Raw genomic sequence first — 23,784 nt, 5'->3', positions numbered from 1 at the left:
TCACGCAGTCCCGGCTCGGGACGGCTCGTGCAGCCAGCAGGCGACCGGGCCGAACTCCGGCTCCTCGACCCGGCACACGTCCATCACGTGCGGGCAGCGCGGGTTGAACCGGCACCCCTGGGGCGGATCCGCCGGGTCCGGCACGTCGCCCGGCAGTTCGGCGGGCAGCACGCCCAGCCCGTCGGGCTTCGGGATGGCTCCCAGCAGCGCCCGCGTGTAGGGGTGGCGGGGATCGGCCCACACCTCGGCGGTGTCGCCCACCTCCACGATCCGGCCCAGGTACATGACCGCGATCCGGTCGGCGATCAGCCGCACCACCGACAGGTCGTGGCTGATGAACAGCAGCCCCGCGCCGGAGTCCACGGCCAGATCCCGCATCAAGGTGGCGACCTGCGCCTGGGCCGAGGCGTCCAGCGCGGAGATCGGCTCGTCCCCGATCAGCAGCCGCGGCCTGGCCGCCAGCGCCCTGGCGATCGCGATGCGCTGCCGCTGGCCGCCGGAGAACTCGTGCGGGTGCCGGCCGGCGAAGTCGCGCGGCAGGCCGACGCGCTCCAGCAGGTCGGCCGGCCGGGTGGTGGTGTCGCCCACGGTACGCAGGCCGTCGGCGATCTGGTCGCCCACGCGGCGGCGCGGGTTCAGCGACGCGTACGGGTCCTGGAAGACCATCTGGATGCCGGTCAGCTTCCTGCGCCGCAGCCCGAGCGGTGTCACCGGCTCGCCGTCGAAGGCGATCCGGCCCGCGGTGACGGGGTTCAGCCCGCAGACGGCGCGGGCCAGCGTGGACTTGCCGCAGCCGGACTCGCCGACGAGACCGACGACCTCGCCCGCGTTCACCTCCAGGCTGACCCCGGCCACCGCTCTGACGACGGGACGGCCGGGGGAGCGGTGCTCGATGACCAGGTCATCGACGCTCAACAGGCTCATCGAACCCCCTCATCAGTGACAGTGCCGGGCAGGCCGGCAGCGGTGTCGGTGGCAGCGGGCAGGTCGGTGGTGGTGGCGGTGTCGGTGGTGGTGGCGGTGTCGGGCAGGGAGGCGAGCAGGGAGCGGGTGTAGGGGTGCGCGGGCTCACGCAGCACCTGGCCGCGCGGCCCGCTCTCCACCACCAGGCCGTCCTTCATCACGCTCACCTCGTCCGCGACGGCGGACATCACCCCCAGGTCGTGCGTGACGAGCAGCACGGCCAGGCCGAGCTCGTCACAGAGCCCGCGCAGCAGCCGCAGCACGCCCGCCTGCACGGTCACGTCCAGCGCGGTCGTCGGCTCGTCGGCGATCAGCACCTTCGGCGAGCAGGCCAGCGCGATCGCGATGGCGATGCGCTGCCGCATGCCGCCGGAGAACTGGTGCGGGAAGCGCCCGTACGCCTCCTGCGCGCCGGGGATGCGCACCTTGCCGAGCAGCTCCACCGCCCTGGCCCGCGCCTCCTTCTTGCCGACGCCCAGGTGGTGGCGCATGTGCTCGGTGAGCTGCCGGCCGATGGTGAGCATCGGGTGCAGGCTCGTCGCGGGGTCCTGGAACACCATGGCGACCTCGCCGCCGCGTACCTGGTTGAGCTCCTTGTTCGCCAGCGTGAGCAGCTCGCGCCCGCCGAGCGCGATGCTCCCGGTGGCGCGCGCGCCGTGCGGCAGCAGGCCGAGCACGGCGAGGCCGGTCATCGTCTTGCCCGATCCGCTCTCGCCGGCCAGGCCGTGCACCCGGCCCTCCTGGAGCGACAGGTCGACGCCGCGCAGGATGTCCTTGCCGCCGATGGTCACCTTCAGGTCGGTGATGGCCAGCGTCACAGCGCACGCTCCTTGATCGCTCGGGCGGTACGCGGGTCGAGCGCGTCGCGCAGCGTGTCGCCGAGGAAGTTGAACGCCAGCACCACGGTCAGGATCGCCAGGCCGGGGAACGTCGCCACCCACCAGCTGTCGAAGACCTCGACACCCGACGACACCATCGCGCCCCACTCCGGGGACGGCGGCTTGGCGCCGAGCCCGAGGAACGACAGGCCCGACAGCAGCAGCAGCGCGGTGCCGATGTCCAGCGTGGCGAGCACGAGGATCGGGCCGGTCACGTTCGGCAGCACGTCGACGCGGAGCGAGCGCCAGGCGGAGAAGCCGAGCAGCCGCCCGCTCAGCACGAACTCGCGCTCCCGCACCCCCAGCACCAGCCCCCGGGTGACCCGGGCGTAGGCGGGCCAGGCCACGACGAGTACGGCCAGCACGGCGTTGGTCAGGCTGGGCCCGAGCGCCGCGGCCACGACCATGGCCAGGATCACCGTCGGGAAGGCGAACACCAGGTCCGCGAGCCGCATGATCGACTCATCCACCCATTTGCCGAAATATCCGGCACAGGCGCCGAGCAGGCCGCCGATCACCAGCGACAGCGCCACCAGCACCACGGTCAGCGGGATCGACACCCGCGCGCCGTACATGACCCTGCTCAGGATGTCGCGCCCGAGCTGGTCGGTCCCGAACCAGTGCCCGGGGCCCGGCGCGGCCAGCCGCGGCAGGTCCTGGGCGAGCGGGTCGTGCGGCGCCAGCAGCGGCGCGGTCAGCGCGATCACCAGCCAGCCGAGCGCGATCACCACGCCGGCCACGGCCAGCGGCTGCCGCCACGCCTCGGGCAGCCGCCTCAGCAGGCCCTTGCGGGCCAGGGGGTCCCGTTTCACTGCAGCCTCACTCGGGGATCGATCACGCCGTACAGCACGTCCACGATCAGGTTGATGGCGAGATAGACCACGCCCACCACCAGGCCGACGCCCATCACCGCGGGCAGGTCCAGGCTGGTGGCGCTCTTGTAGGCGTACTGGCCGATGCCGGGCCAGGCGAAGATCGCCTCCACCAGTACGGTGCCGGACAGCAGGCTGCCGAACGCCAGGCCCGCCACCGTGATGATCGGCACCAGCGCCGAGCGCAGCACGTACCGGAACAGGATCACCCTGCCGGGCAGTCCCTTGGCCCTGGCCGCCCGTACATAGTCCTGACCGAGCACCTCCAGCACCGCCGAGCGGGTGAAGCGGGTGAGCAGCCCGATCGTGTAGAGCGCCAGCACCAGGGCGGGCGTGATCAGGTGGCCGACGGCGGAGGTGAAGATGTCCCACCGGCCCGCCAGCAGCGCGTCCACCGTCTGCAGCCCGGTCACGCCCGGCGGCGCGCCCAGCGCCGGATCCACCCGGCCGCTGCCCGGCGTGATCTGCAGCCGGAAGAAGAACACGTAGAAGGCGACCAGCGCCAGCCAGAACGTCGGCACCGAGATGCCGACCAGGCTCAGCACGCGCAGCACGTGGTCCGCGAGCCGGTCCCTGCGCAGCGCCGCCACCACACCGAACGCCACGCCGAGCACCAGCGAGATCGCGATGGCCACGCCCGCCAGCTCCAGCGTCGCGGGCACGTACTCGGCCAGGTCCTCGGCGACCGGGCGGTGGCTCTGCTGGCTCATCCCGAGATCGCCCTGAACGACGCCCCCGAGGTGCAGCGCGTACTGCTCCCACAGCGGCTTGTCCAGGCCGTGCTCGGTGCGCCACTGCGCCACGATGGCCGGGTCGCCGAGCGCCCGCTGGCCCAGGTTCGCCGCCACCGGGTCACCCGGGACCAGGTTCGTCAGCACGAACGTCACCAGCGTGATCCCCCAGGCCAGCAGGAGGGCCATGAGGATCCGCCGGATCAGGAACCGGGCCAGCGGCGGCACCCCGCGGCGCCGCCTGGCGGGTCGCGGCACCGCCGCGACCGCTACGTCCTTCTCTGGCATGTGCGCTACTTCGTGCCCAGGTCGGCCACGTCGACCGTCCAGACCGGGTGGTACTCCAGGCCCGTCACCGAGGCGGCCGTCACGATGTTCTGGCTCGGCTGGATCAGCGGGACGAACGGCCCGGCGGCGTTGAGCTTGGTCTGCACGTCGACGTAGGCCTCCGTACGGGCCTCGTCGCCGATCGCGGCGGCCGCCTTCTCGCCCGCGGCCTCGATGTCCTTGGCCGCGCCGCTCTGCCAGCCGGCCCGCTTGCCGACCGTCTGGCCGGGCAGGAACGCCAGGTAGTCGCTCGGGTCCGGGTAGTCAGGGCCCCAGTACCACAGGCCCATCTCCTCCTTGCCGTTGCGGTAGTTGTCCAGTGCCGTCGTCACCGGGGCCGGCTGCAGGTCCACCGTGATGCCGACCTCCTTGAGGTTGGCCTGGATCCGCTCGGCCAGCGGCTGGAAGGACAGGCCGTTGACGGTCAGCTCCGTGGGGTACTCCAGCTTGACCGACGGGGCGCTCAGCCCGCTCTCCGCCAGCGCCGCCTTGGCGCCCTCGACGTCGCGCTTGACCGCCTGGTCCGCGGGCAGCGCGCCGAGCAGCTGCGACGGGATCACGCCCGGCGCCTGGGTCGAGCCCTCACCGGCCAGCTCCAGCAGGCCCGCGTAGTCGACGCCCTTGCGCACCGCCTCCACGAACTTGGCGTTCGTCGTGGTCTTGCTGATCGCGGAGTCCTGGTTGGCCAGCAGGAAGATGACGTTCGCCGAGGCGGTCTTGTTCACCTGCAGGGTCGCCGGCATGTTGGTGACCTGGTCGCCGGACAGGTTCAGCGCCACCTGGCTGTCGCCGCGCTGCACGTTCAGCTTCTGCGTGGCCGCCTCGACGTTGCGGATCACGACCTTCTCGTAGGCGGGCTTGGCGCCGTGGTACTTCGGGTTCGCCTTGAGCACGACCTGGCTGCTCACGTTGAAGGACTCGATCTGGTACGGCCCGGAGCCGGCCGAGTTCGCGTTGAGGTACTGCTCGGCCTTGTCCTGGGCGTCGGCCGTCGCGCCGTTCTGCTTGGCGACCTTGCTGTTGAGGATGCCGAGCGCGGGGTTCGGCAGGATGTACGGCAGCGCCGCGTTGGGCTTCTCGGACGTCAGGGTGATCGTCGAGTCGTCGGTCTTGGCGATCTCGACGCCGTCCAGCAGGAACGACGGGGTGCCCTTCATGTCGCGCACCCGGGTCAGCGAGAAGACCACGTCGTCCGCGGTGATGGCGGAGCCGTCGGCGAAGGTCGAGCCCTGCTTGAGCTTGAGCGTCAGGACCTTGCCGTCCTTCGACAGCTCGTAGGACTCCGCGAGCGCGGGCACCGGCTTCGTCACGTCACCGCCGTCGAAGGTGAGCAAGGTCTCATACGTCGCCTTGCCCACGATCAGACCGGTCGGCTCGTACGTACGTCCGGGGTCGGCCGTCTTGAGGTCGAAGGACGTGTCGATGACGAGGGTCTTGCCGCCGCTCTGCGCGGCAGGCGCCGGGGCGCCGCCGCTTCCGCAGGCGGCGAGGGCGAGTGCACCGGCGAGCAGCACAGCCGCCGTCTGCGAGCGGGTCGCCATGGTGAGTCCTCCAGATGGACGATTGGAACGAAGATGTCCAGGATTGTCCGGCAGAATGTCCAGGCTCCGTGCAGTCGCCAAGACGGATATAAAGGGCCAGGAGGTAGCTGTGAGTGAAATTTCCAGAAATGGTGGCAGCGGTGGCGGTCAACCTGGACGGATCGGTATCGGTCTCGAACTGGACGCCACCCATATGAAGATCCTCGAGGTCCTGCGCGAGAACGGCAGGATCTCGGTCGCGGCACTGGCCGAGCGGGTGGGCATCTCCCGGGCGAACGCCTACACCCGTTTCGAGGCGCTGCGCGCGGACGGGGCGATCAAGCGGTTCACCGCCGAGATCGATCCGGTTAGAACGGGGCTCGGCATCACCGCGCTGATCTTCGTGACGGTGCGGCAGCAGATGTGGAAGCAGTTCAGGGCCGAACTGGCGCGGATGCCGGAGGTCGAGTACTGCGCGATCACCACCGGGCAGCACGACGCGATGATCCTCGTCAGGATGGGCGACGTCGCCGCGGTGCACGCCATGGTGACCGACCGGCTCGCGAACATCCCGGCGGTCAAGGCCACCGAGACGGTGTTCATCCTGGACGAGGTGCTCAAACGGCCGTACGTGCTGCCGAGCGACGGCGAGAAGGCCAGGACCGCCCGCCGCCCCGCCCAGGAGGCGCAGGGCGGCGAGGTGCCGCTCGGCATGATGCGCTTCGTCGGCGCGGCCGAAGGCAGGGCGGCCCTGCAGAAGGACACCTGACAGGGTCCTCAGGCGGTGACGACCTCGGTGCAGACGCTCACGTGCCGGGTGTCGTCGCCCTTGAACCGGAACTCCTCCACCAGGCGCAGCCTCCCGTCGGCCTCCGTCTCGACGCGGCTGTCGCTCTGGCCGCCCGCCTGGCCGCCCGCCTTCAGCGCGTGCACGTACGAGATCGTGACCTGGTCGCCGTCCCGGGTGCCGACGAAGCGGCCGTGGATCACGGTGTCGCCGGTGTAACTGCCCCACACGACGCCGTCGGCCTCCTGGTAGAGGAACTCGGTGGGCCGCTCCGGGTCCACCACGCTCGCCGTCGAGCTCACCATCACGAATCTGCGGCCGTTGAGAAGGTTCACGCTCCCCATGCTCGCGAGGTCCCTGGGCGACGCGGTGCGCCGCTGGACGGATCGTCGCGCACGCCCCCGCTCGGCCGGCGATCCGTCCAGCCGCCCCCGCCGGGCAGCCCGCCCGCCGGCACGACGGTCCATCGGCTCCCCGGCCTCGGCGCGTAACGCCAAGACTTCGTAGTGTGATAGTCATGTGACTCTACGTGGTTCATCAGGTTGGGGGAGATCTTCATGCTGACGTACCTGTTCTCGATCATCGCGGCGGTGGGCGTGGTCGCGATCGCCGCCCTGTCGTTCAGGCTCGCGGGCAAGGGCAGCGACGACCGCGGCGCGGACGGGCCCTCGGCCGGCCACGCGGGCGCCATGCTCTCGGCGCTGTTCCTGGTGGTCTTCGCCATCGCCATCATCGTCCCGTGGACCACGGCCGACGCGGCCAGGCAGAACACGCACGCCGAGAGCCGGGCCGTCGTCGACGCCTACTGGGCGGCCGCCGACCTCCCCGCTGACGGCGTCGCCCCGATCCGGGCGGGGCTGCGCGACTATGCGGCGTTCGTGGTCAGGGACGAGTGGCCCGACATGACGCAGGGGAAGATGGAGGAGGCCGGCGCCGAGCGGCTCGACCGGCTGCGCGCCGAGGTGCTCAAGCTCTCCGCCAAGACCGACGGCGAGCTGGCGGCCAGAGGGGTCGTGCTCGACCAGCTCGGCGCGGTCGCCGCGACCCGTGCCCAGCGCGCCGCCGACGCCGCCGCCACGCCCCCGGAGGGGCTGCTGTGGCTGACCATCCTCACCGGGCTGGCGGTCATCGTCTTCCCGTTCCTCGCCGGAGCCAGGCCGCGCGGGGCGGCGCTCATCCCGCTCGCCGCGATGGCGGCCATGCTGGGCTTCGGCATCCATCTCACCTGGGAGATCTCGCGCGCCTTCGCCGGACCGCTCGCCGTGGGGCCCGAGGCGTTCAGCGGCGCGCTGCAGGAGCTCGCCCGGATCGCCGGGGGAGTGTGACCGTGGCTGCCAGGCACACGCCGCTGCTCGCCGCCGTCGCGCTCGCCGCGATCTGCGCGAGCGCCCCGGCGGCGGCCGCGCCGCGCCCGCCGCAGGTCCCGAACATCCCGGACGTGCGCGTCTCCCCGCCCGCGGTGTCGAGGAGCGGGGTGAGACTGCCCGGGGTGTCGAAGAGCAGGGTGAGACCGCCCGGGGTTTCGAAGAGAGGGGTGCGACTGCCCGAGGTGTCGATCAGGCGCGGGCCACGGGTGTCGGTGCCGGAGGTGTCCATCGTCAACACCCCCCGCCCCCGAAGGCCCCGCCCGGCCCCCCAGGTGTCGACGCGCGGCGTGCGGGTGTACGACGACGCGGTCTGCGTGGACGGCCCCTCGGGCAGTGTCCTGGTCGGACGGTGCGGTCGGGCGGCGGTGCCGGTCAAGACCCGGCGTGCCCCGGTCCCGGCGCAGGGGCCGCTCCGGATGATGGTGCCCGACCCGGTCCGCCCGACCCCCTCGCCGACGCCCACTCCCACTCCCACAGCGAAGGACGCCCGCGCGTACGCGCCGAACCCCGTCGCGCCGCTCAAGCGCCCCAACCCGCTGGCCACCGTGCTGATCATGGTCGTGCTGACGACGGTGATCGCCTCCACCACCGCCGTCGCCTTCGGCGCCGTCCGCTGATCCGGTTCCCCCCTACGGAGCCGGAGATCGTCAAGCCGACGGCAAGAGCGCCGCTCGCAGTGAAGGGCGGCGCTCTTTCGCATGCCGCTACCGGGATCGTCCGCAGTGCTCCGGCCTTCAGGCCGGGGAGCGCGTCAAGCGCGGTGCGGTATCTGGCGGCCGGTCAGGTCGTAGGTCTGACCGCGTTGCAGGTAGACCACCCGGTCACCGACCCCGGCCTGCTCGGCGTACTGGCGGAAGTCCTGCAGGGGTGAGGCGAACGCGCTGTAGTCGTCGTAGTGGATCGGCACCACGGTGCGAGGGTTCATCAGGTCCACCCAGCGGGCGCCCTGCTCGCCGTCCATGGTGACCGTCATCAGGCCGAGCAGCTTCGTACCGCCCAGGTGCACGAGCGCCACGTCGATGTCCGGGAAGTGCCGCGGGATCGCCTCCAGCCAGTGGTCCATCAGCGTGTCGCCGCTGATCAGCAGCCGCAGGTCCACCTGCCCGGCCGGGTCACGGAACTCCAGCATGCTGCCCATGACCGGCGGCAGCAGCGTCTCGGCGATGCCGGGCGCGTGGCGGGCCGGCAGGGACGTGACCTTCAGGGAGCCGTTGCCGCCGCGCAGCTCGTGCGCCCGCCAGGTGCCCAGGCCCACCGCCTGACCGAACCCCTGGTGGCCGAGCCTGCGCGCGGCGTGCGGGGTGGTGAGGATCAGCGTGTCCCGGTCCAGGCCCCGCCGGGTGACGCGGTCCCAATGGTCGCCGTGCATGTGCGACAGCACCACGGCGTCCAGCGGCGGGAGCTCGTCGATCCCCATCGCGGGGTCGGTCAGGCGGCGCGAGCTGAGCCCGAAGCCGAGATAGGCGCGCTGGCCCCGGTGCAGGAAGTTCGGGTCGGTGAGCAGGGCGAACCCGTTGTACCGGATCAGCACGGTCGCGTTGCCGATGAACGTCAGGCTTCCATGGCCAGCCATGGTGGCCTCCCTTGGTACGGCCTTTTCCCCGCCCCTGCCACGAGGACCCCGAGTCAAACTCCAGGCGGCGCGATGCCCCTCAGGCAGGTGGCGACCAGCTTCCCGGCGAAGTCGGGGGGAACCGCGATCTCCGCCGCCGGAGTGCCGTGGAACAGGTGAGGAAGGATCAGCTCGTGGCAGGCGCCCACGATCATGGTGGCCGCCGCGTCCGGATCGGCCTCCGGCGACAGCCGGCCGAGAGCCTGCTCGGCCCGCAGGTACGCGGTCAGCGCGGCCCGCAGGGGCGGCCCCTGCTCGACGGGCATGCTCAGCTCGGCGAAGCGGTGCAGGATCTTGGGGTGGGCGACCAGGCCGGCGAAGGCGGGCAGAATCGCCAGGTGCAGCGCCAGCCCGTAGCCGACGTACGAGCGCAGGTTGTCCTCCAGCGTGCCCGAGCCCGCCGCGGTGGGCAGCGGGGGCAGGCTCCGCTCGACCGAGCGGACGTGCGCCCGCAGCGCCAGCGCGATCAGCTCCTCCTTGTCGGCGAAGTGGTTGTAGAGCACCCCGTCGGCCACCTGGGCCTCCCTGGCGATCGCCCGCACGGTGAGACCGGCCGCGCCGTGCCTGGCGAGCAGTCGCTCGGCGGCCGCCACCAAGTGGGCGGACAAGGGCTCGCCCTCGCGCGCGGCCGCCGGCTTGCGCGGGGTCACGGCCGCACGGCCGTGATCAGGTAGGCGGCCCCACGCAGCCGTACGGCGCCGTCTCGCTCGTACGGTGCCAGCGCGGGAACGAGCGCGGCCGTCGCGCGCGCGGCGGCGGCCGGGTCCGCGTGGCTGAGATGGAAGCGGGTGGGACCCCAGGCGGCCAGGAAGTCGGCGGCGTCCTGAGCGTCCCTGCCCCAGACCTGCTCCGCCTCGACGGGGGTGGCCGCGACCTCAGTGTATCCCGCGGCGGTGAAGATCTCGTGGATCCGCGCGGGATCGGACAGCGAGGCCGGGGAGGTGCCGTCGGGGGAGGCGGGGGCCGGCGGCAGGTGCTCGGCCATGGCGGCGAACACCGAGCGCAGGTCGTTGTCGGCCAGGTCGCGCATGCACAGGAACGCCACCCGCCCGCCGGGGCGCAGCGCGCGGGCGATGTTGGCGAAGGCGGTGACCGGGTCGGCGAAGAACATGATCCCGAAGCGGCTGATCGCCAGGTCGTACGACTCGGCGGGGAACGGGTGGATCTGCGCGTCGCCCTGCTGGAAGTCGATGTTGGCGATGCCCTCCGCCGCCGCGAGGGCGCGGGCCGTGCTCAGCATGGGGGTGGACAGGTCGACACCGGTGGCGCCGCGGGCTCGGCGGGCCGCCAGCCTGGTCACCTGACCGTTGCCGCACCCGATGTCGAGGACCTGGTCGCCGTCGCCGGCGAACTGGAGCAGGTGGTCGTTGAAGCCGGAGTTGAGCGCGTCGTAACGGTCATGGTGGTCGGCCCAGTGGGTGCCTTCGTAACCGTTCCATGCCTCGGACTGGTGGGTGTTGACGATCGTCACGATGGCCTCCGAAAAGGGATGAACAAGCGTTCATGAACATACGTTCATGTCGCGCTGAGGTCAAGCGCGGTCACGCCCGCCCGTTTCCGATGTCGTACAGGCCGGCAGCCTGTGTCTCACGTCAGGGTGCTCAGGCGGGTGAGCTGGGTGGTGCGGGCGCGTTCGAGGTCGGCGGCGAGGGTCAGGGCGCGCGGGTCGACGCCGGCGTCGCGCTCGCCGCGCGTCACCAGCACGGACTGGTCCAGGTGGTCGCGCAGGCAGCGCAGGAACAGTCCGTCGAACGCCTTCCCGTCGGCCGAGCGCATGGCGTCGAGCTGGGACGCGGTCACCATGCCTGGCATGTCATGACCTTCATGGACATTGACGTCGGACAACCCCGCCGTCCGCCGGAGCTCGGCCAGGCGGGCCAGCTCGGCGCGGTGCGCGGTGGCGAGGGAGGCCGCCAGCCGGCCGACCGCCGGATCGGCGGCCTGCCGCTCGGCCAGGTCCAGCATCGGCAGGGTGCGCTCGATCATCGGGATCATGAGCTGCACCCACGCGGCGTCGGTCCCGTTGAAGCCGCCGGTGGGGGAGGCGGAGCCTGCGGGAGCGGGGGCGGTGGGAGCGGGGGCGGTGTGAGCGGCATGGTGGCCCCCGGAGGCGGGGGTCTCGCCTGGACCGCATCCGGCGATGGCGAGCAGGAGGGCGAGAAGCAGGCCGGTTCGCTTCATCTCAGCAGTGGTCCTCGTCGAGGGGGGTGTCCGCGGGGCGGCTGGTAGTGGTCGTAGCCGCGCGGGCCGTATGGCAAACCGCCGCCGGCGCGGTGGGGAAGACAGCGCGGGCCCCGGCGGTTCACAGTGATGTGGACGAGATCGACGTGGTGGTGATCGGGGCGGGGCAGGCGGGGCTGTCCAGCGCCTACTATCTGCGCAGGTTCGGGTACGAGCCGCTGGTGCTGGACGCCGCCGACGGGCCGGGCGGGGCCTGGCGGCACCGGTCGCCGACGCTGACCATGGACAAGGTGCACGGCATCTTCGACCTGCCCGGCATCAGGCGCGACCTGAACGATGACCGGTCTGGCGGGCGCGACTTGGACGGCGAGCGGTCGGGCGGGCGTGACTCGGACGGCGGGCGGTCTGGCGGGCGTGACTCGGACGATGGGCGGTCGGGCGGGCGTGACTCGGATGGCGGGCGGTCCGGTGGGCGGCCTGCCGCCGAGGTCGTGCCCGCCTACTACGGTGACTACGAGCGGCGGCTCGGTCTGCGCGTCGTGCGTCCGGTCAAGGTCGCGGCCGTGGCGCGGGCGGGTGAGCGGCTGGTCGTGACGGCGGACACGGGACAGTGGGCGGCCCGCGCCGTCGTCAACGCCACCGGCACCTGGACCCGCCCCTACTGGCCGTACTATCCGGGGGCGCGTGACTTCCGGGGCAGGCAGTCGCACTACGCGACCTATCGGGGGCCGGCGGAGTTCGCCGGGCGCCGGGTGGTCGTGGTGGGCGGCGGGCACTCGGCCGCGCACGTGCTGTCGGAGCTCGCCGGAGTGGCCGCGAGCACGCTCTGGGTGACCCGGAGCCTGCCGGCCTTCAGCGACGCCGACTTCGGCGAACAGGCCAGGCGCGCGGCCGTCGCCCGGGTCGAGGAGCGCGTACGTGCGGGGCTCGTACCGCAGAGCGTCGTCAGCGTCACCGGGCTCGGGCACACCCCCGTGGTGCGCGAGGCCCTGGCCAAGGGGGCGATGGAGCGGCTGCCGATGTTCGAGCGGATCACGGAGTACGGCGTGCGCTGGGCGGACGGGAGCAGCCATGAGGCCGACACGATCGTGTGGGCCACCGGCTTCCGCTCCGCCCTCGACCACCTGGCGCCGCTGCGCCTGCGCGAGCCCGGCGGCGGCATCAAGGTCGACGGCACCCAGGCCGTCAGGGAGCCGGGGCTGCAGCTCGTCGGCTACGGTCCGTCGGCCAGCACCATCGGCGCCAACCGCGCGGGCCGTACGGCCGCCGAGAACGTCCGCCGCTTCATGACCGGCGGCTCGCCCGCCTCGACGGCCGCCTGATCCATCGCGAATCCTGATTCGGCGTGACAACGGTTACAGGGGTGAAATTTCTCGACACGGGCTGTGACGGTGGTCTAGCGTCCTCTGCGAAGGATCTCTCCGGAGCTGGAGGTGTCACGCATGGAGGTTCCCGGCTACACCGAGATCCGGGAACTCGGACGCGGTGCCACCGGTCACGTGATGCTGGCCGTACGCGACTCCGACGGCGCGTCCGTCGCGATCAAGCACCTGGCCGCGCGGTTACGCGAGGACGGCGACTTCCTGGAGCGCTTCCGCGCCGAAGCCGCGGTGATCGGCGAGTTCGACAGCCCGCACACGGCCCGCCTGCTGGACTACGTCGAGAACCCCGGCGACGCGGCCATCGTGATGGAGCTCGTCGACGGTATCCCGCTGCGCCGCCTGCTCCGCCAGGAGGGCGGCACCGGACCCCAGGCCGCTTTGAGCGTGCTCAAGGGCGCGCTGCTCGGGCTGGCCGAGGCGCACCGGCGCGGGATCGTGCACCGCGACTTCAAACCGGAGAACGTGATCATCACCGAGGACGGCGGCAGCAAGCTGGTCGACTTCGGTGTCGCCGTTCACGCGGGTGAGCAGGCGCCTCTGATCGGCACCCCCTCCTACATGGCGCCCGAGCAGTGGGACGGCGCTCCGGCGGGCCCGTCCGCCGACATCTACGCGGCGGCCGTGGTGTTCTACGAATGCCTCACCGGGCGCCGCCCGTTCGCCGCCGACGACCTCGCGGCCCTGGCCTACCGGCACCGGCACGCCGCGCCCGAGCTGGGCGGCATCGACGAGGAGGTCCGCGGGCTGGTCCGGCAGGGCCTGGCCAAGGACCCCGCCGACCGGCCCGAGTCGGCCGAGGCGTTCCTGGCCGAGCTGGAGGCGACCGCGACGGAGGAGTACGGCCGGCGCTGGGACGTGCGCGGGCGCTCCAGGCTCGCCGCGCTGACCGTGCCGTTCCTCATGACCCGGCCGCTCGCGGAGCCCCCTCCCGACGTGGGCACGACCCTGTTCCAGTCCGCGTTCGCGCCGGCCACCAAGATCGCCCTGACCGGCGGGCTGGTGCTGGCGACCGGGGTGGCCGTGGTCTCGGTGTTCCTGATCTGGAACGAGGGTCCCCGGCAGGACGGCGGCGCGTTCCCGCCGGCCGCGCTCGCGACCTCGCGCCCGCCGACCCCGGCCCCGACACCGACATCGCCGCCACCGGCCACTTCCGGTACGGTCACGCCGACCTCGACCGGCGGCTCGCCGTCCGGCGGCGACCCGGAGCCGGCCGCCACCGCGAGGCCCACGTGGGCGCCCGACACCGGCCGTACGCCGGCGCGTGAGCCCAGCCGGACGCCGGTCAGGTCCGACCCGCCGCGCGAGCCCACGAGCCGCCCGACCACGAGCGGCCCGACCACGAGCGGCCCGACCACGAGCGGCCCGACCACGAGCCGCCCCACCACGAGCCGCCCCACCAGGACGGCCGCCGAGCCGACGCCGGACCGGAGCACGCGGACGCCCGGTGCGGAGCCGGAAGCCACCGCGCCGCCCGCCACCAGCGCGCCCGGCCCCAGCACGGCCCCGCAGACCGCCAGGGCTCGGGAGCCGCTCGTCTCGGTGTCGGTCAGGGTGTCGCTCGACGTGCCCGTGCTCAGCGGCAGGGGGGACGGCCTGCTGGACGCCGATGTCGGACTCGGCCTGGGCACCGGCGACGCCGATGTCGGGCTCGGCCTGGGCACCGGCCTGCTGGGACTGGTGGCCGTACCCGGGTCCGTGCTGCTCGGACGCCGGCTGGTGGTCCGCAGGACCCGACGCCCGCGCGACGTGGAGCCGGGCGCCCGACGTCCGCGCGACGTGGAGCCGGGCGATGGGTAACGGTTGAGCACACACGATAGAGCGATAAATCATACATTCATATGCTGAACCGCAAGATCCCCTACTATCTTGCTGAGGGCGTTCCTGGTCGGGATTACTGGCTGACCGAATCTCGCCCCGCGGCTATGGTCAAAGGAGAAGTGTGGCGGTTGCGTCTTCCGCCGACCGGCGGCGCGGCCCGCTCCGAGCCCGCACCACAGCTGCCTTCAAGGGGCTGACGGCCGGGCTCGCCGTGGCGTTATTGCTGGTCGTGCCCGCTACAGCGGGACATGCGGACCCCAAGCCCTCGGTCAAACGACTGGAGAAGGAGCTGGCCGAGCTCAGCAAGGATTCGGACAAGCTGATCGAGGACTACTACCACGGCCGTCGTGAGCAGCAGGACGCGGAGAAGGCCGAAAAGGCCGCCCGCGAGAAGCTGGAGGCCGCCCAGGAGGTCTACGACCGCGAGTCGACCCAGCTGAGAGCCATGGCCGTCTCCGAGTACATCGGCGGCAGGCCCAGCCCCCTCACCCTGATCGCGGACTCCGGGGAGTACACCTTCACGATGAGCAGGCTGGCGCTCAGCGACTTCCTCATCTCCCAGCAGGAAGCACGGCTGAGCGGCTTCACCCGGGTCCGGGACGAGCACCGGCGGGCCCAGCAGGAGGCGGCCGATCTCGCCGAGGAGCTCGACGCCACCGTCGATGACATCGACGAGCGGCGGAAGAAGGCCAAGAAGCTGATCGAGAAGATCAAGGACAAGATCGACCAGCTGCACAAGGCGCCGGGACGCCGCTCCGACGGCACCTTCGTGCCCCAGCTCCCCGGCGGCTCCGACAACATCACACCCCGGATGCGCCTGGTCAAGACGCTCATCGCGCAACGCTTCGAGGTCCCGTACGGGATCGGCTGTTATCGGGCCATCCAGGACGGCGGCCAGCACCCGCTCGGCCGGGCCTGCGACTTCATGCTCAGCCGGGGCGGCACGATGCCTTCGGGTGCGGAGATCGAGCGCGGCGAGGAGATCGCCAAGTGGGCGATCAAGAACGCCAAACGGCTCGGCATCATGTACATCATCTACCGGCAGCGGATCTGGCACATCAGGACCGGCGGCTGGCGCGTGATGACCGACCGCGGCGGCACCACCGCCAACCACTACGACCACCCGCACATCTCCGTCTACTGAGCGGCGCCCGCGTCGAGGGTGGTGGCCCTCTTTGCCAAGGCCCGACTCGGAAGCGACGTTCGGCTCGCTACGCTGGCATGACGGCGCGGGACGCACGAGCGACGGGGAAACGATCGAAGCGTGGCCAAGCTGCTGGCGGTGAACGTCGGCCTGCCGCAGGACATCGCCTGGCACGGCAGGACGGTGCACACGGGTGTGTGGAAACAGCCCGTCACCGGCCCGCGCATGGTGCGCCGGCTCAACATCGACGGCGACGGCCAGGGAGACCTCCAGGGGCACGGCGGCGAGCACCGCGCCGTGCTGGTCTACCAGCTCGACTCCTACCGCTACTGGCAGGAACGTCTCGGGCGGGACGACTTCGTCTTCGGCCAATTCGGCGAGAACTTCACCGTCGACGGGCTGCCGGACGACGAGGTGTGCGTCGGGGACCGCTATCGGATCGGCGAGGCCACGTTCGAGGTCACCCAGCCGCGCGTCACCTGCTACCGGGTGGGCCTGCGGATGGGGGAGCCGCGGATGGCCGCTCTGCTGGTGTCCCACCGGCGTCCCGGGTTCTACCTCCGGGTCCTCACCGAGGGGCGGGTCGAGGCCGGAGACGAGATCGTCAGGATCGAGCGGGGCCCGCAGGGGATGACCGTCGCCGAGATCGACGCCCTGCTGTACCTCCCCGGCCACTCGCGCGAGAGGCTGGCGCGGGCGCTGCTCATCCCCGCGCTCAGTCCCGGCTGGCAGACCTCCTTGCGGGCCCTGCTCGACCAGGCCGCCACTCCGGCAGGCGCTCCGGCGGGCAACGCGGGGCTGGTCCCGGCCACCGCCGCCGGGCCGCCCGCCGCGTGGAGCGGGTTCCGGCCGCTGCGGGTCACCCGCGTGGACGTGGAGAGTGAGAGCGTGTTCTCGCTGACGCTGGAGGACCCCGGCGGCGCCGCGCTGCCGGCGGCACTGCCCGGTCAGTTCCTCACGCTCCGGATGCACCCGGACGGCGGCCCGCCGCTCGTCCGCAGCTACTCGCTGTCCGGCCCGCCGGGGGCCGCCCGGTATCGCCTCAGCGTCAAGCGCGAACCCCATGGCGCCGCCAGCGGCCATCTGCGGGCCCACGTGCGGGCCGGCGACCTCCTGGAGTTCGCGGCCCCGCGCGGCGCGTTCACCCTGGAGGCCGGCGACAACCCGGTCCTGCTGATGTCGGCGGGCATCGGCGCCACCCCCGTGCTCGCCATGCTGTACGCGCTCGCCGCCGAGCGCTCCACCCGCGAGGTGTGGTGGCTGTACGGGGCCCGCGACGGCACGGAGCACCCCTTCGCCCAGGAGAGCGGCGCCCTGCTGGCCCGGCTTCCGCACGCGCGTGAGCATGTCTGCTACAGCCGTCCGACGGCCGCTGACCGGCCGGGCGTCGACTACCAGACGCACGGCCGGCTCTCCGGCGGCCTGCTCGGCCGCCTCGGTGTGCCCCGGGGCGCGGACGTCTATCTGTGCGGCCCGTCCGCGTTCATGACCGAGCTGCCCGCCGCCTTGGCCGAGGCCGGTCTGGCTCCCGGCCGGATCCACACGGAGGTCTTCGGGGCGGGCCCGGCCTCCACGCCCGGCCTGGCCGACGTCCCGGCACGACCCGTGCACCCGCCCGCGGGCCCGCCGGGCACGGGCCCGGCGGTCACCTTCGCGCGCAGCGGGCTCACCGTGCCCTGGGACCCCGCCTACGCGAGCCTGCTCGATCTGGCGGAGGCCTGCGACGTGCCGGTCCGCTGGTCCTGCCGCACCGGCGTCTGCCACAGCTGCGAGAGCGGCCTGCTGTCCGGAGGCGTCGGCTACGCACCCGAACCGGTCGACGCCCCGGCCGACGGCAACATCCTGATCTGCTGCTCCCAGCCGCGCGACGAGCTCGTCCTGGATCTGTGACCCGCGTCAGCCCCTGACCAGCTGGATCTGTGACCCGCGTCAGCCCCTGACCAGCTGGATCTGTGGCCCGCGTCAGTCCTTGGCCAGGGCGGCGAGGAGGCGTTCCTCGGTCACCTCGGGGCCGGCGAGCTGGTCGGTGATCGCGCCGTCCCGCAGCACCACCACGCTGTCGCAGTTCTCCACCAGCTCGGCCACGTCCGAGGAGATCAGCAGGATCGCCAGGCCGTCCACGGCCAGCTCGTCCAGCAGGCTCTGCATCTCCACCTTGGTCGCCACGTCCACGCCCCTGGTCGGCTCGTCCAGCAGCAGCACCTTGGGGTGCATGGCCAGCCAGCGGGCCAGCAGGACCTTCTGCTGGTTGCCGCCCGACAGCTCGCCCGCCGCCTGGTGCGGGGAGACCGCCTTGATGCCGAGCCGCTGCATGAACGTGGACACGATGCTGTCGACCCGCGCGTCCGACACGATCCCGGCCCTGGACAGGCGGGGCAGCGCCGCCAGGGCGATGTTGTCGCGCACCGACAGGGTCGGCACAATGCCCTCGGTCTTCCTGTTCTCCGGGACCAGGCCGATGCCGGCGCGGATGGCGTTCCTGATGGACCACTTACGGGCCCCGGCCTCCGACACCGCCCCCGACACCGTCACCTGGCCGGTGTCGACCGGCATCGCGCCGGCGATGGCGCGGGCCGTCTCGCTGCGGCCCGCGCCGAGCAGGCCGCCGAGGCCGACGACCTCGCCCGCGCGCATCACCAGCGACACCCCGTCGAGCACGTGGTGCCGGGTCAGGCCCTTGGCCTCCAGCACCGGCAGGTCGCCGGGCTCGTCCGGCTCACCGGTGACGGCGGCGGGGCGCGCCGGGTGGAAGGGCCGGCCCAGCATGAGCGAGACCAGCCGCAGCCGGTCCAGGCCCGCGAGCGGGCCGGTGTGGACGACCCGGCCGTCGCGGAGCACGGTGACGCGGTCGCAGATCTCGTAGAGCTCCTCCAGCCGGTGGGTGACGTAGACGACCGAGCGGCCCTGCTCGCGGAGCCTGGCCACGGCGCCGAACAGCGTCTCCAGCTCGGCGTGCTCCAGCGCGGCGGTGGGCTCGTCCATGATCACCAGCTGGGCGTCCGCCGAGGCGGCCCTGGCCAGGGCGACGAGTTGACGGGCTCCCTCGCCCAGCGAGCCGAGCGGCCTGCGGACGTCCGTGCGCAGGCCGTACGTGGCGAGAACCTCGGTGGCGCGGTCGTTGACGGCCGTGAAGTCGATCAGCCCGAGCCTGCCGCGCGGCTCCCTGCCCAGCAGCAGGTTTCTGGCGATGCTCATGGTGGGCACCAGGTTGGTCTCTTGGTGGACGGTGGCGATGCCCGCGCGCCTGGCGTCGGCCGGGTCGGCGAACCTGACCGGCTCGCCTCGGAAGCGCAGCTCGCCCGCGTCCGGCTGGTAGACCCCGGACAGCACCTTGACCAGGGTGGACTTGCCGGCGCCGTTGCCACCGGCCAGCGCGTGCACCTCACCGGGGCGCACGGACAGGGTGACGTGGTCGAGCGCGATGACGCCCTGGAAGGTCTTGAGAACTCCTGCCACCTGTAACACGGTTGCCTCCGGACTCGATCGTGATCGTAGCAGGAAACAATCCAGTAACAGAGAAGTCACATTCGATCAGAGTCGCGCGATGTGCAGCCGGACCCCGCGGCCGGCCAGCTCGTCCAGCACCTCGCTGGGCGCGCCCTCGTCGGTGACGAGGTGGTCGATGCCTTCCGGCGGGATGGTCTGCACCATGGTGTCGATGCCCACCTTGGTGTGGTCGGCCAGCACGACCACTTCCTCCGCCGCGGCGGCCAGCGCCCGGTCGACGCCCGCGACCACCATGGTGGGGGTCGACAGGCCGCGTTCGGCGCTCAGCCCGTTGCCCGAGATGAACGCCCGGCGCACCCGCAGCCCGGCCACCGAGCGCTCGGCGGCGCTGCCGACCAGGGCCAGGATGGAGCCGCGCAGCGTGCCGCCGGTGAGCATCACCTCGACCCGCGGCGAGGCCGCCAGGGCTTGGGCGACCAGAAGGGAGTTGGTCACCACGGCGAGCTCGGAGTGCCTGGTCAGGCGGCGGGCGAACTCCTGGGTGGTGGTGCCGGGGCCGATCACGATGGCGTCGCCGTCCTCGACCAGCGCGGCGGCCAGGTCGGCGATCGCGGCCTTCTCGGCCGACTCCAGCGACACCTTGTGCGTGTAGCCCGCCTCGCGGGTCAGCTCACCGGGCAGGGTCGCGCCGCCGTGGTGGCGGTTGAGCAGTCCTTCCGACTCCAGCGCGCGCAGGTCGCGGCGCACGGTCACCTCGGAGGAGTGCACCGCCTGGGCGAGCTCGCGCAGCGACACGGCGCCGTTGGCGCGCACCAGCTCCAGGATGCGCTGCCTGCGCTCAGCGGCGAACACGGGCCGGCGTCCGTCGCTCTGCGTGTCGCTCACACTCCCGATCATAGACGTACGGTCAAATCCGCTTCGCCTCTGACCGTTTAAGTACGAATCTGATCGGAAATCTTGACCGGCTGGGTCCACTAGTGCTTATTTGGGAGCCAGACAGGGGTCACTTCCTGTCCGATCCTGATCGAAGGGCCGCATCATGCGCACCCCCCACCTTCGTCCGCCTGGTCGCCCTCGCCTTGCCGAGACCTGCTCCACGCATCCCCCCGCGTGCTCGTGAACGTGCTCCCCGTGTGAAAGGACCATCCGTGCGAAAGACGATCGCGGTACTGACCTCCGTACTGCTGGCGGTGTTAGGCCTGGCGCCGCCCGCCGTCTCCGATACGAACGCCGCCGAGGAGCGGCACGGGCTGCGCGGCGACTACCACCTGTCCACCGGGGCGGGCGCGCTGGACTTCGGCGAGCTGAAGGCCACCGTCGTGGACCCCAACCTGGAGATGGCCGACCTCAACCCGACGCTGCAACTGCTGACCGGCCGGGCCGACGACGTCTCCGTGCGGTGGACCGGGCAGATCCAGCCAGAGCACTCCGAGACGTACACCTTCTCGATGTTCGGCGACAACGGCTTCCGGCTCTGGATCGACGGCCAGGTGATCATCGATCACTGGGTCGACGACTGGGACATCGAGCAGGTCGGCACGCCGATCGCGCTGGAGGCGGGCCGCAAGTACGACATCAAGGTGGAGTACTTCGAGCACTTCGGCGGCGCCCACCTGCGGCTGCGCTGGCAGAGCCCGAGCGTGCCGAAGGAGATCGTGCCCGCCGCGGCGCTCACGCTGCCCGAGGGGTTCGACCCGCCGGGACCGGTGGCCGCCACGGTGAACGCGGCCGGTGACGTCGCCACGCTGACCTTCGGCAAGGCCCTGAAGCCGCTGCCCGCCGGCGCGGCCGACAAGCTGGTCATCACCGTCGGGGGCACCAGATGGCCGGTGAAGTCCGCCGTCCTGAAGAACCGGGACACGGTGGTCCTCAAGCTGCAGCATCCGGTGCCCGCCAAGGCGGGCGGCACCTTGCGCGCCTCCTACGACGGCAACGGCGGGATCACCCACACCGACGGCACCGCGCTGGCCGCCTTCCCCTACGCCTTCGTGGTCAACGCCTCCACGCACATCCTGTCCACCCGCTGGTCCAAGGACGTGAACCCGGCCCGCCCGCTGCCCGAGTACCCCCGCCCGCAGCTCGTCCGCAAGGACTGGCGCAGCCTCAACGGCACCTGGCAGTTCGCCGCCGCCCAGGAGGGCGAGGCCGCCCCGATCGGCCGCGACCTGGCCGAGCGGATCGTCGTGCCGTACCCGGTGGAGTCGCAGCTGTCCGGCATCGGCCGGCACGAGGAGCGCATGTGGTACCGCAGGACGTTCGACGTGCCGCACTCCTGGACGAAGGACCGCGTCCTGCTGCACCTGGACGCCGTGGACTGGGACTCCACCGTGTACGTCAACGGCAAGCAGGTCGGCAACCACAAGGGCGGCTATGACCGCCACACCGTGGACGTGACGGACGCGCTGAAGCGCCACGGCCGGCAGGAGCTCGTCGTCGGCGTCGTCGACCTCACCGACAAGGGCGGCCAGGCCGTCGGCAAGCAGCGGCTGGAGCAGGGCAGCATCTGGTACACCCCGGCCTCCGGCATCTGGCAGTCGGTCTGGCTGGAGCCGGTGCCCAAGAACCACATCGAGCGCGTCGACACCGTCCCCGACGTGCCCGGCCAGGCGCTGAAGGTCACCGTCAGGGGCGCGTCCGGCACCGCGACCGTCACCGCCCGCGACGGCAGGCGCGTCGTCGGCCAGGTCGTCGGCCAGGTCGGCACCGAGCTGCGGCTGCCGGTGCGCAACCCGAAGCTGTGGTCACCGGAGAACCCGCACCTGTACGACCTCACCGTCACGGTCGGCAAGGACGAGGTGCAGTCGTACTTCGGGATGCGCACGATCTCCCTCGAGAACAACCGGATGATGCTCAACGGCAAGCCCGTCTTCCAGATCGGCCCGCTCGACCAGGGCTTCTGGCCTGACGGCATCTACACCGCCCCCACGGACAAGGCCCTGCGCCACGACCTGGTGGAGACCAAGCGGCTCGGCTTCAACGCCGTCCGCAAGCACGTCAAGATCGAGTCCGACCGCTGGTACCACCACGCCGACCAGCTCGGCCTGCTGGTCTGGCAGGACATGCCGTCGGCGCACCGCAGCATCGACAGGCCGCAGTTCGAGGCCGAGCTGAAGGCCATGGTCGACCAGCACCGCAGCAGCCCGTCGATCGTCATGTGGGTGCCCTTCAACGAGGGCTGGGGCCAGTACGACATGGCCCGCATCGCCGACCTGGTCAAGAGCTGGGACCCCACCCGTCTGGTCGACAACCAGAGTGGCGTCAACTGCTGCGGCGCCGTCGACGGCGGCAACGGCGACGTCAAGGACCTGCACATCTACCCGGGCCCCGGGAACACCGGCAAGCCCAGCGGCACCCGCGCGACCGTGCTCGGCGAGTACGGCGGGCTGGCCCTGCCGGTCATCGGCCACACCTGGACCGGCGGCGGCTGGGGCTATGCCACCGAGCCCGACAGCAAGGCCCTCACCGACCGCTATGTCGCGATGACCGAGGAACTGCGCCGGCTGCACGCCTGCGACGACCTCAGCGCCGCCATCTACACCCAGACCACCGACGTCGAGACCGAGATCAACGGCCTCATGACCTACGACCGCGCGATCACCAAGCCCGACGTCAAGCGCATGCACGACGCGAACAAGGCGCTGACGGGCGAGATCAGCCCGGCCTGTGCCTGATAGGAAGGAACCGCTATGAAACCCCCCATCCGGACCGCGACACTGGCACTGGCCGTCCTCCTCACCGCCGCAGGGTGCGCCAAGGCGGAGGCGCCGCAGAGCGCGCCCGCCGCCACCAGCACGGCCGGGCAGCAGGTCGTGCAGACCCCCACCGGCAGCGCCGGCGCGAACTGCACGCTGCAGCAGTTCGGCGGCGAGAAGTTCGACCTCAAGACGGCCACCGTCGGCTTCTCCCAGTCGGAGAAGGAGGCCAACCCGTTCCGCATCGCCGAGACCCAGTCGATCAAGGACGAGGCGGCCAAGCTCGGCATCGCCGACCTGAAGGTCACCAACGCGCAGTCGCAGTTCTCCAAGCAGATCACCGACGTGCAGCAGCTCATCGCCCAGGGCGTGAAGCTGCTGGTCATCGCGCCGCTGAACTCCGACGGCTGGGAGCCGGTGCTCCAGCAGGCGGCGGCCAAGAAGATCCCCATCATCACCGTCGACCGCAAGATCAACGCCAAGCCGTGCAGTGACTACCTCACCTTCATCGGCTCGGACTTCTACGAGCAGGGCAAGCGGGCCGCCGATCAGATGATCGAGGCGCTGTCCAGCAAGGGCAAGGTCGCGATCCTGCTCGGCGCGCCGGGCAACAACGTCACCACCGAGCGCACCAACGGCTTCAAGGACCGCGTCAAGGAGGCGGCGCCGGAGATCGAGATCTCCTTCGAGCAGACCGGCGAGTTCGCCCGGGAGAAGGGCCAGCAGGTCACCGAGCAGCTCATCCAGTCCAACCCCGACATCAACGGCATCTACGCCGAGAACGACGAGATGGCCCTGGGCGCCGTGACCGCGCTCAAGGGCGCCGGCAAGGAGGCCGGCGACATCAAGATCGTCTCGGTGGACGGCACCCGCAGCGCGGTCCAGGCCATCGCCGACGGCTGGCTGCACGCCGTCATCGAGTCCAACCCCCGCTTCGGCCCGCTGGCCTTCTCCACCGCCCAGAAGTTCCTGGACGGTGAGGCCATCCCCGAGAAGGTGATCATCTCCGACCGCGACTACGACACGAGCAACGCCAAGACCTCCCTCGGTGAGGCGTACTGAG

21 protein-coding genes are annotated in these 23,784 nt (G+C 71.7%); 9 read left to right on the top strand and 12 right to left on the bottom strand.

What is annotated here, in order from left to right; all coding sequences use genetic code 11:
* Genes IEY87_RS15030 through IEY87_RS15010 form a run of 5 tightly spaced genes read right to left on the bottom strand, consistent with a single transcriptional unit; the run spans window position 1 to window position 5,312 of the window.
* The gene (locus IEY87_RS15030) at window positions 1-924 is read right to left on the bottom strand and encodes an oligopeptide/dipeptide ABC transporter ATP-binding protein (RefSeq protein WP_189139234.1); all 924 of its coding nucleotides are present in this window, start codon (window positions 922-924) and stop codon (window positions 1-3) included.
* Window positions 921-1,781, bottom strand: a complete 861-nt coding sequence (locus tag IEY87_RS15025) for an ABC transporter ATP-binding protein (protein WP_189139233.1) — start codon at window positions 1,779-1,781, stop codon at window positions 921-923. The genes IEY87_RS15030 and IEY87_RS15025 overlap by 4 nt, the downstream gene beginning before the upstream one ends.
* Complete coding sequence (locus IEY87_RS15020) at window positions 1,778-2,653, bottom strand: ABC transporter permease (protein ID WP_225277316.1); 876 nt, start codon at window positions 2,651-2,653, stop codon at window positions 1,778-1,780. The genes IEY87_RS15025 and IEY87_RS15020 overlap by 4 nt, the downstream gene beginning before the upstream one ends.
* Window positions 2,650-3,732, bottom strand: a complete 1,083-nt coding sequence (locus IEY87_RS15015) for an ABC transporter permease (protein WP_189139232.1) — start codon at window positions 3,730-3,732, stop codon at window positions 2,650-2,652. The genes IEY87_RS15020 and IEY87_RS15015 overlap by 4 nt, the downstream gene beginning before the upstream one ends.
* Window positions 3,733-3,737: 5 nt before the next feature.
* A complete protein-coding gene (locus IEY87_RS15010; RefSeq protein WP_189139231.1) occupies window positions 3,738-5,312 on the bottom strand; it encodes an ABC transporter substrate-binding protein in 1,575 nt (524 codons plus the stop codon).
* Window positions 5,313-5,367: 55 nt separating this feature from the next.
* Here IEY87_RS15010 and IEY87_RS15005 point away from each other — a divergent pair, with 55 nt between their 5' ends.
* On the top strand, window positions 5,368-6,060 hold the full coding sequence (locus IEY87_RS15005; protein WP_263652085.1) for an Lrp/AsnC family transcriptional regulator: 693 nt from the start codon (window positions 5,368-5,370) through the stop codon (window positions 6,058-6,060).
* 8 nt (window positions 6,061-6,068) lie between these two features.
* On the opposite strand, the gene IEY87_RS15000 is transcribed toward IEY87_RS15005, so the two are convergent.
* Window positions 6,069-6,413: an avidin-fold protein gene (locus tag IEY87_RS15000; RefSeq protein ID WP_225277318.1), complete on the bottom strand. Its 345-nt coding sequence runs from the start codon at window positions 6,411-6,413 to the stop codon at window positions 6,069-6,071.
* A gap of 222 nt (window positions 6,414-6,635) precedes the next feature.
* On the opposite strand from IEY87_RS15000, the gene IEY87_RS14995 reads away from it, so the two are divergent.
* Both IEY87_RS14995 and IEY87_RS14990 read left to right on the top strand, forming a co-directional pair.
* Window positions 6,636-7,403 (top strand): bestrophin-like domain, encoded by a 768-nt coding sequence (locus IEY87_RS14995; RefSeq protein WP_189139229.1) that lies wholly within the window; start codon window positions 6,636-6,638, stop codon window positions 7,401-7,403.
* 2 nt (window positions 7,404-7,405) lie between these two features.
* Window positions 7,406-8,062, top strand: coding sequence for a hypothetical protein (locus tag IEY87_RS14990; RefSeq protein WP_189139228.1), 657 nt, complete (start codon window positions 7,406-7,408; stop codon window positions 8,060-8,062).
* A gap of 134 nt (window positions 8,063-8,196) precedes the next feature.
* Here IEY87_RS14990 and IEY87_RS14985 read toward each other — a convergent pair whose 3' ends face one another.
* The 4 genes from IEY87_RS14985 to IEY87_RS14970 form a co-directional block, all read right to left on the bottom strand.
* Window positions 8,197-9,018 carry an MBL fold metallo-hydrolase gene (locus IEY87_RS14985; RefSeq protein WP_189139227.1) on the bottom strand — a complete coding sequence of 274 codons (822 nt, stop codon included), beginning with the start codon at window positions 9,016-9,018 and terminating at the stop codon, window positions 8,197-8,199.
* A gap of 53 nt (window positions 9,019-9,071) precedes the next feature.
* Window positions 9,072-9,707: a TetR/AcrR family transcriptional regulator gene (locus tag IEY87_RS14980; protein WP_189139226.1), complete on the bottom strand. Its 636-nt coding sequence runs from the start codon at window positions 9,705-9,707 to the stop codon at window positions 9,072-9,074.
* Complete coding sequence (locus IEY87_RS14975) at window positions 9,704-10,528, bottom strand: class I SAM-dependent methyltransferase (RefSeq protein ID WP_225277319.1); 825 nt, start codon at window positions 10,526-10,528, stop codon at window positions 9,704-9,706. Before IEY87_RS14975 ends, IEY87_RS14980 begins: the two co-directional genes overlap by 4 nt.
* Window positions 10,529-10,644: 116 nt before the next feature.
* Window positions 10,645-11,238 carry a DUF305 domain-containing protein gene (locus IEY87_RS14970; protein ID WP_189139225.1) on the bottom strand — a complete coding sequence of 198 codons (594 nt, stop codon included), beginning with the start codon at window positions 11,236-11,238 and terminating at the stop codon, window positions 10,645-10,647.
* 131 nt (window positions 11,239-11,369) lie between these two features.
* On the opposite strand from IEY87_RS14970, the gene IEY87_RS14965 reads away from it, so the two are divergent.
* From IEY87_RS14965 to IEY87_RS14950, 4 genes are all read left to right on the top strand, one after another.
* Window positions 11,370-12,560: an FAD-dependent oxidoreductase gene (locus IEY87_RS14965; RefSeq protein ID WP_189139224.1), complete on the top strand. Its 1,191-nt coding sequence runs from the start codon at window positions 11,370-11,372 to the stop codon at window positions 12,558-12,560.
* 120 nt (window positions 12,561-12,680) lie between these two features.
* Window positions 12,681-14,417, top strand: a complete 1,737-nt coding sequence (locus IEY87_RS14960; protein WP_189139223.1) for a serine/threonine-protein kinase — start codon at window positions 12,681-12,683, stop codon at window positions 14,415-14,417.
* Between the two features lie 142 nt (window positions 14,418-14,559).
* The gene (locus tag IEY87_RS14955; RefSeq protein WP_189139222.1) at window positions 14,560-15,582 is read left to right on the top strand and encodes a coiled-coil domain-containing protein; all 1,023 of its coding nucleotides are present in this window, start codon (window positions 14,560-14,562) and stop codon (window positions 15,580-15,582) included.
* Window positions 15,583-15,702: 120 nt separating this feature from the next.
* The gene (locus IEY87_RS14950) at window positions 15,703-17,472 is read left to right on the top strand and encodes an MOSC and FAD-binding oxidoreductase domain-containing protein (protein ID WP_189139221.1); all 1,770 of its coding nucleotides are present in this window, start codon (window positions 15,703-15,705) and stop codon (window positions 17,470-17,472) included.
* 72 nt (window positions 17,473-17,544) lie between these two features.
* Here IEY87_RS14950 and IEY87_RS14945 read toward each other — a convergent pair whose 3' ends face one another.
* The gene (locus IEY87_RS14945; RefSeq protein WP_189139220.1) at window positions 17,545-19,038 is read right to left on the bottom strand and encodes a sugar ABC transporter ATP-binding protein; all 1,494 of its coding nucleotides are present in this window, start codon (window positions 19,036-19,038) and stop codon (window positions 17,545-17,547) included.
* A gap of 75 nt (window positions 19,039-19,113) precedes the next feature.
* Window positions 19,114-19,914: a DeoR/GlpR family DNA-binding transcription regulator gene (locus IEY87_RS14940; protein ID WP_225277320.1), complete on the bottom strand. Its 801-nt coding sequence runs from the start codon at window positions 19,912-19,914 to the stop codon at window positions 19,114-19,116.
* A gap of 263 nt (window positions 19,915-20,177) precedes the next feature.
* On the opposite strand from IEY87_RS14940, the gene IEY87_RS14935 reads away from it, so the two are divergent.
* Entirely contained in the window at window positions 20,178-22,700 is a 2,523-nt protein-coding gene (locus tag IEY87_RS14935; RefSeq protein WP_225277321.1) for a PA14 domain-containing protein, read from the top strand.
* A gap of 15 nt (window positions 22,701-22,715) precedes the next feature.
* Complete coding sequence (locus tag IEY87_RS14930; RefSeq protein ID WP_189139217.1) at window positions 22,716-23,783, top strand: ABC transporter substrate-binding protein; 1,068 nt, start codon at window positions 22,716-22,718, stop codon at window positions 23,781-23,783.
* Window position 23,784: the final 1 nt, after the last annotated feature.

The sequence above is a fragment of the Nonomuraea glycinis genome (assembly GCF_014646515.1).
Classification (GTDB): Bacteria; Actinomycetota; Actinomycetes; order Streptosporangiales; family Streptosporangiaceae; genus Nonomuraea; species Nonomuraea glycinis.
The sequence above is the reverse complement of the archived record's forward strand: the minus strand, read 5'-3'. Positions and strand labels throughout refer to the sequence as shown.

What these genes read in the sequence shown, in the direction of transcription:
- IEY87_RS15010 (WP_189139231.1), bottom strand. Translation starts at nt 5,312, where the DNA reads ATGGCGACCCGCTCGCAGACGGCGGCTGTGCTGCTCGCCGGTGCACTC.
- IEY87_RS14960 (WP_189139223.1), top strand. Translation starts at nt 12,681, where the DNA reads ATGGAGGTTCCCGGCTACACCGAGATCCGGGAACTCGGACGCGGTGCC.
- IEY87_RS15005 (WP_263652085.1), top strand. Translation starts at nt 5,368, where the DNA reads ATGTCCAGGCTCCGTGCAGTCGCCAAGACGGATATAAAGGGCCAGGAG.
- IEY87_RS15030 (WP_189139234.1), bottom strand. Translation starts at nt 924, where the DNA reads ATGAGCCTGTTGAGCGTCGATGACCTGGTCATCGAGCACCGCTCCCCC.
- IEY87_RS14985 (WP_189139227.1), bottom strand. Translation starts at nt 9,018, where the DNA reads ATGGCTGGCCATGGAAGCCTGACGTTCATCGGCAACGCGACCGTGCTG.
- IEY87_RS14970 (WP_189139225.1), bottom strand. Translation starts at nt 11,238, where the DNA reads ATGAAGCGAACCGGCCTGCTTCTCGCCCTCCTGCTCGCCATCGCCGGA.
- IEY87_RS14930 (WP_189139217.1), top strand. Translation starts at nt 22,716, where the DNA reads ATGAAACCCCCCATCCGGACCGCGACACTGGCACTGGCCGTCCTCCTC.
- IEY87_RS15015 (WP_189139232.1), bottom strand. Translation starts at nt 3,732, where the DNA reads ATGCCAGAGAAGGACGTAGCGGTCGCGGCGGTGCCGCGACCCGCCAGG.
- IEY87_RS14995 (WP_189139229.1), top strand. Translation starts at nt 6,636, where the DNA reads ATGCTGACGTACCTGTTCTCGATCATCGCGGCGGTGGGCGTGGTCGCG.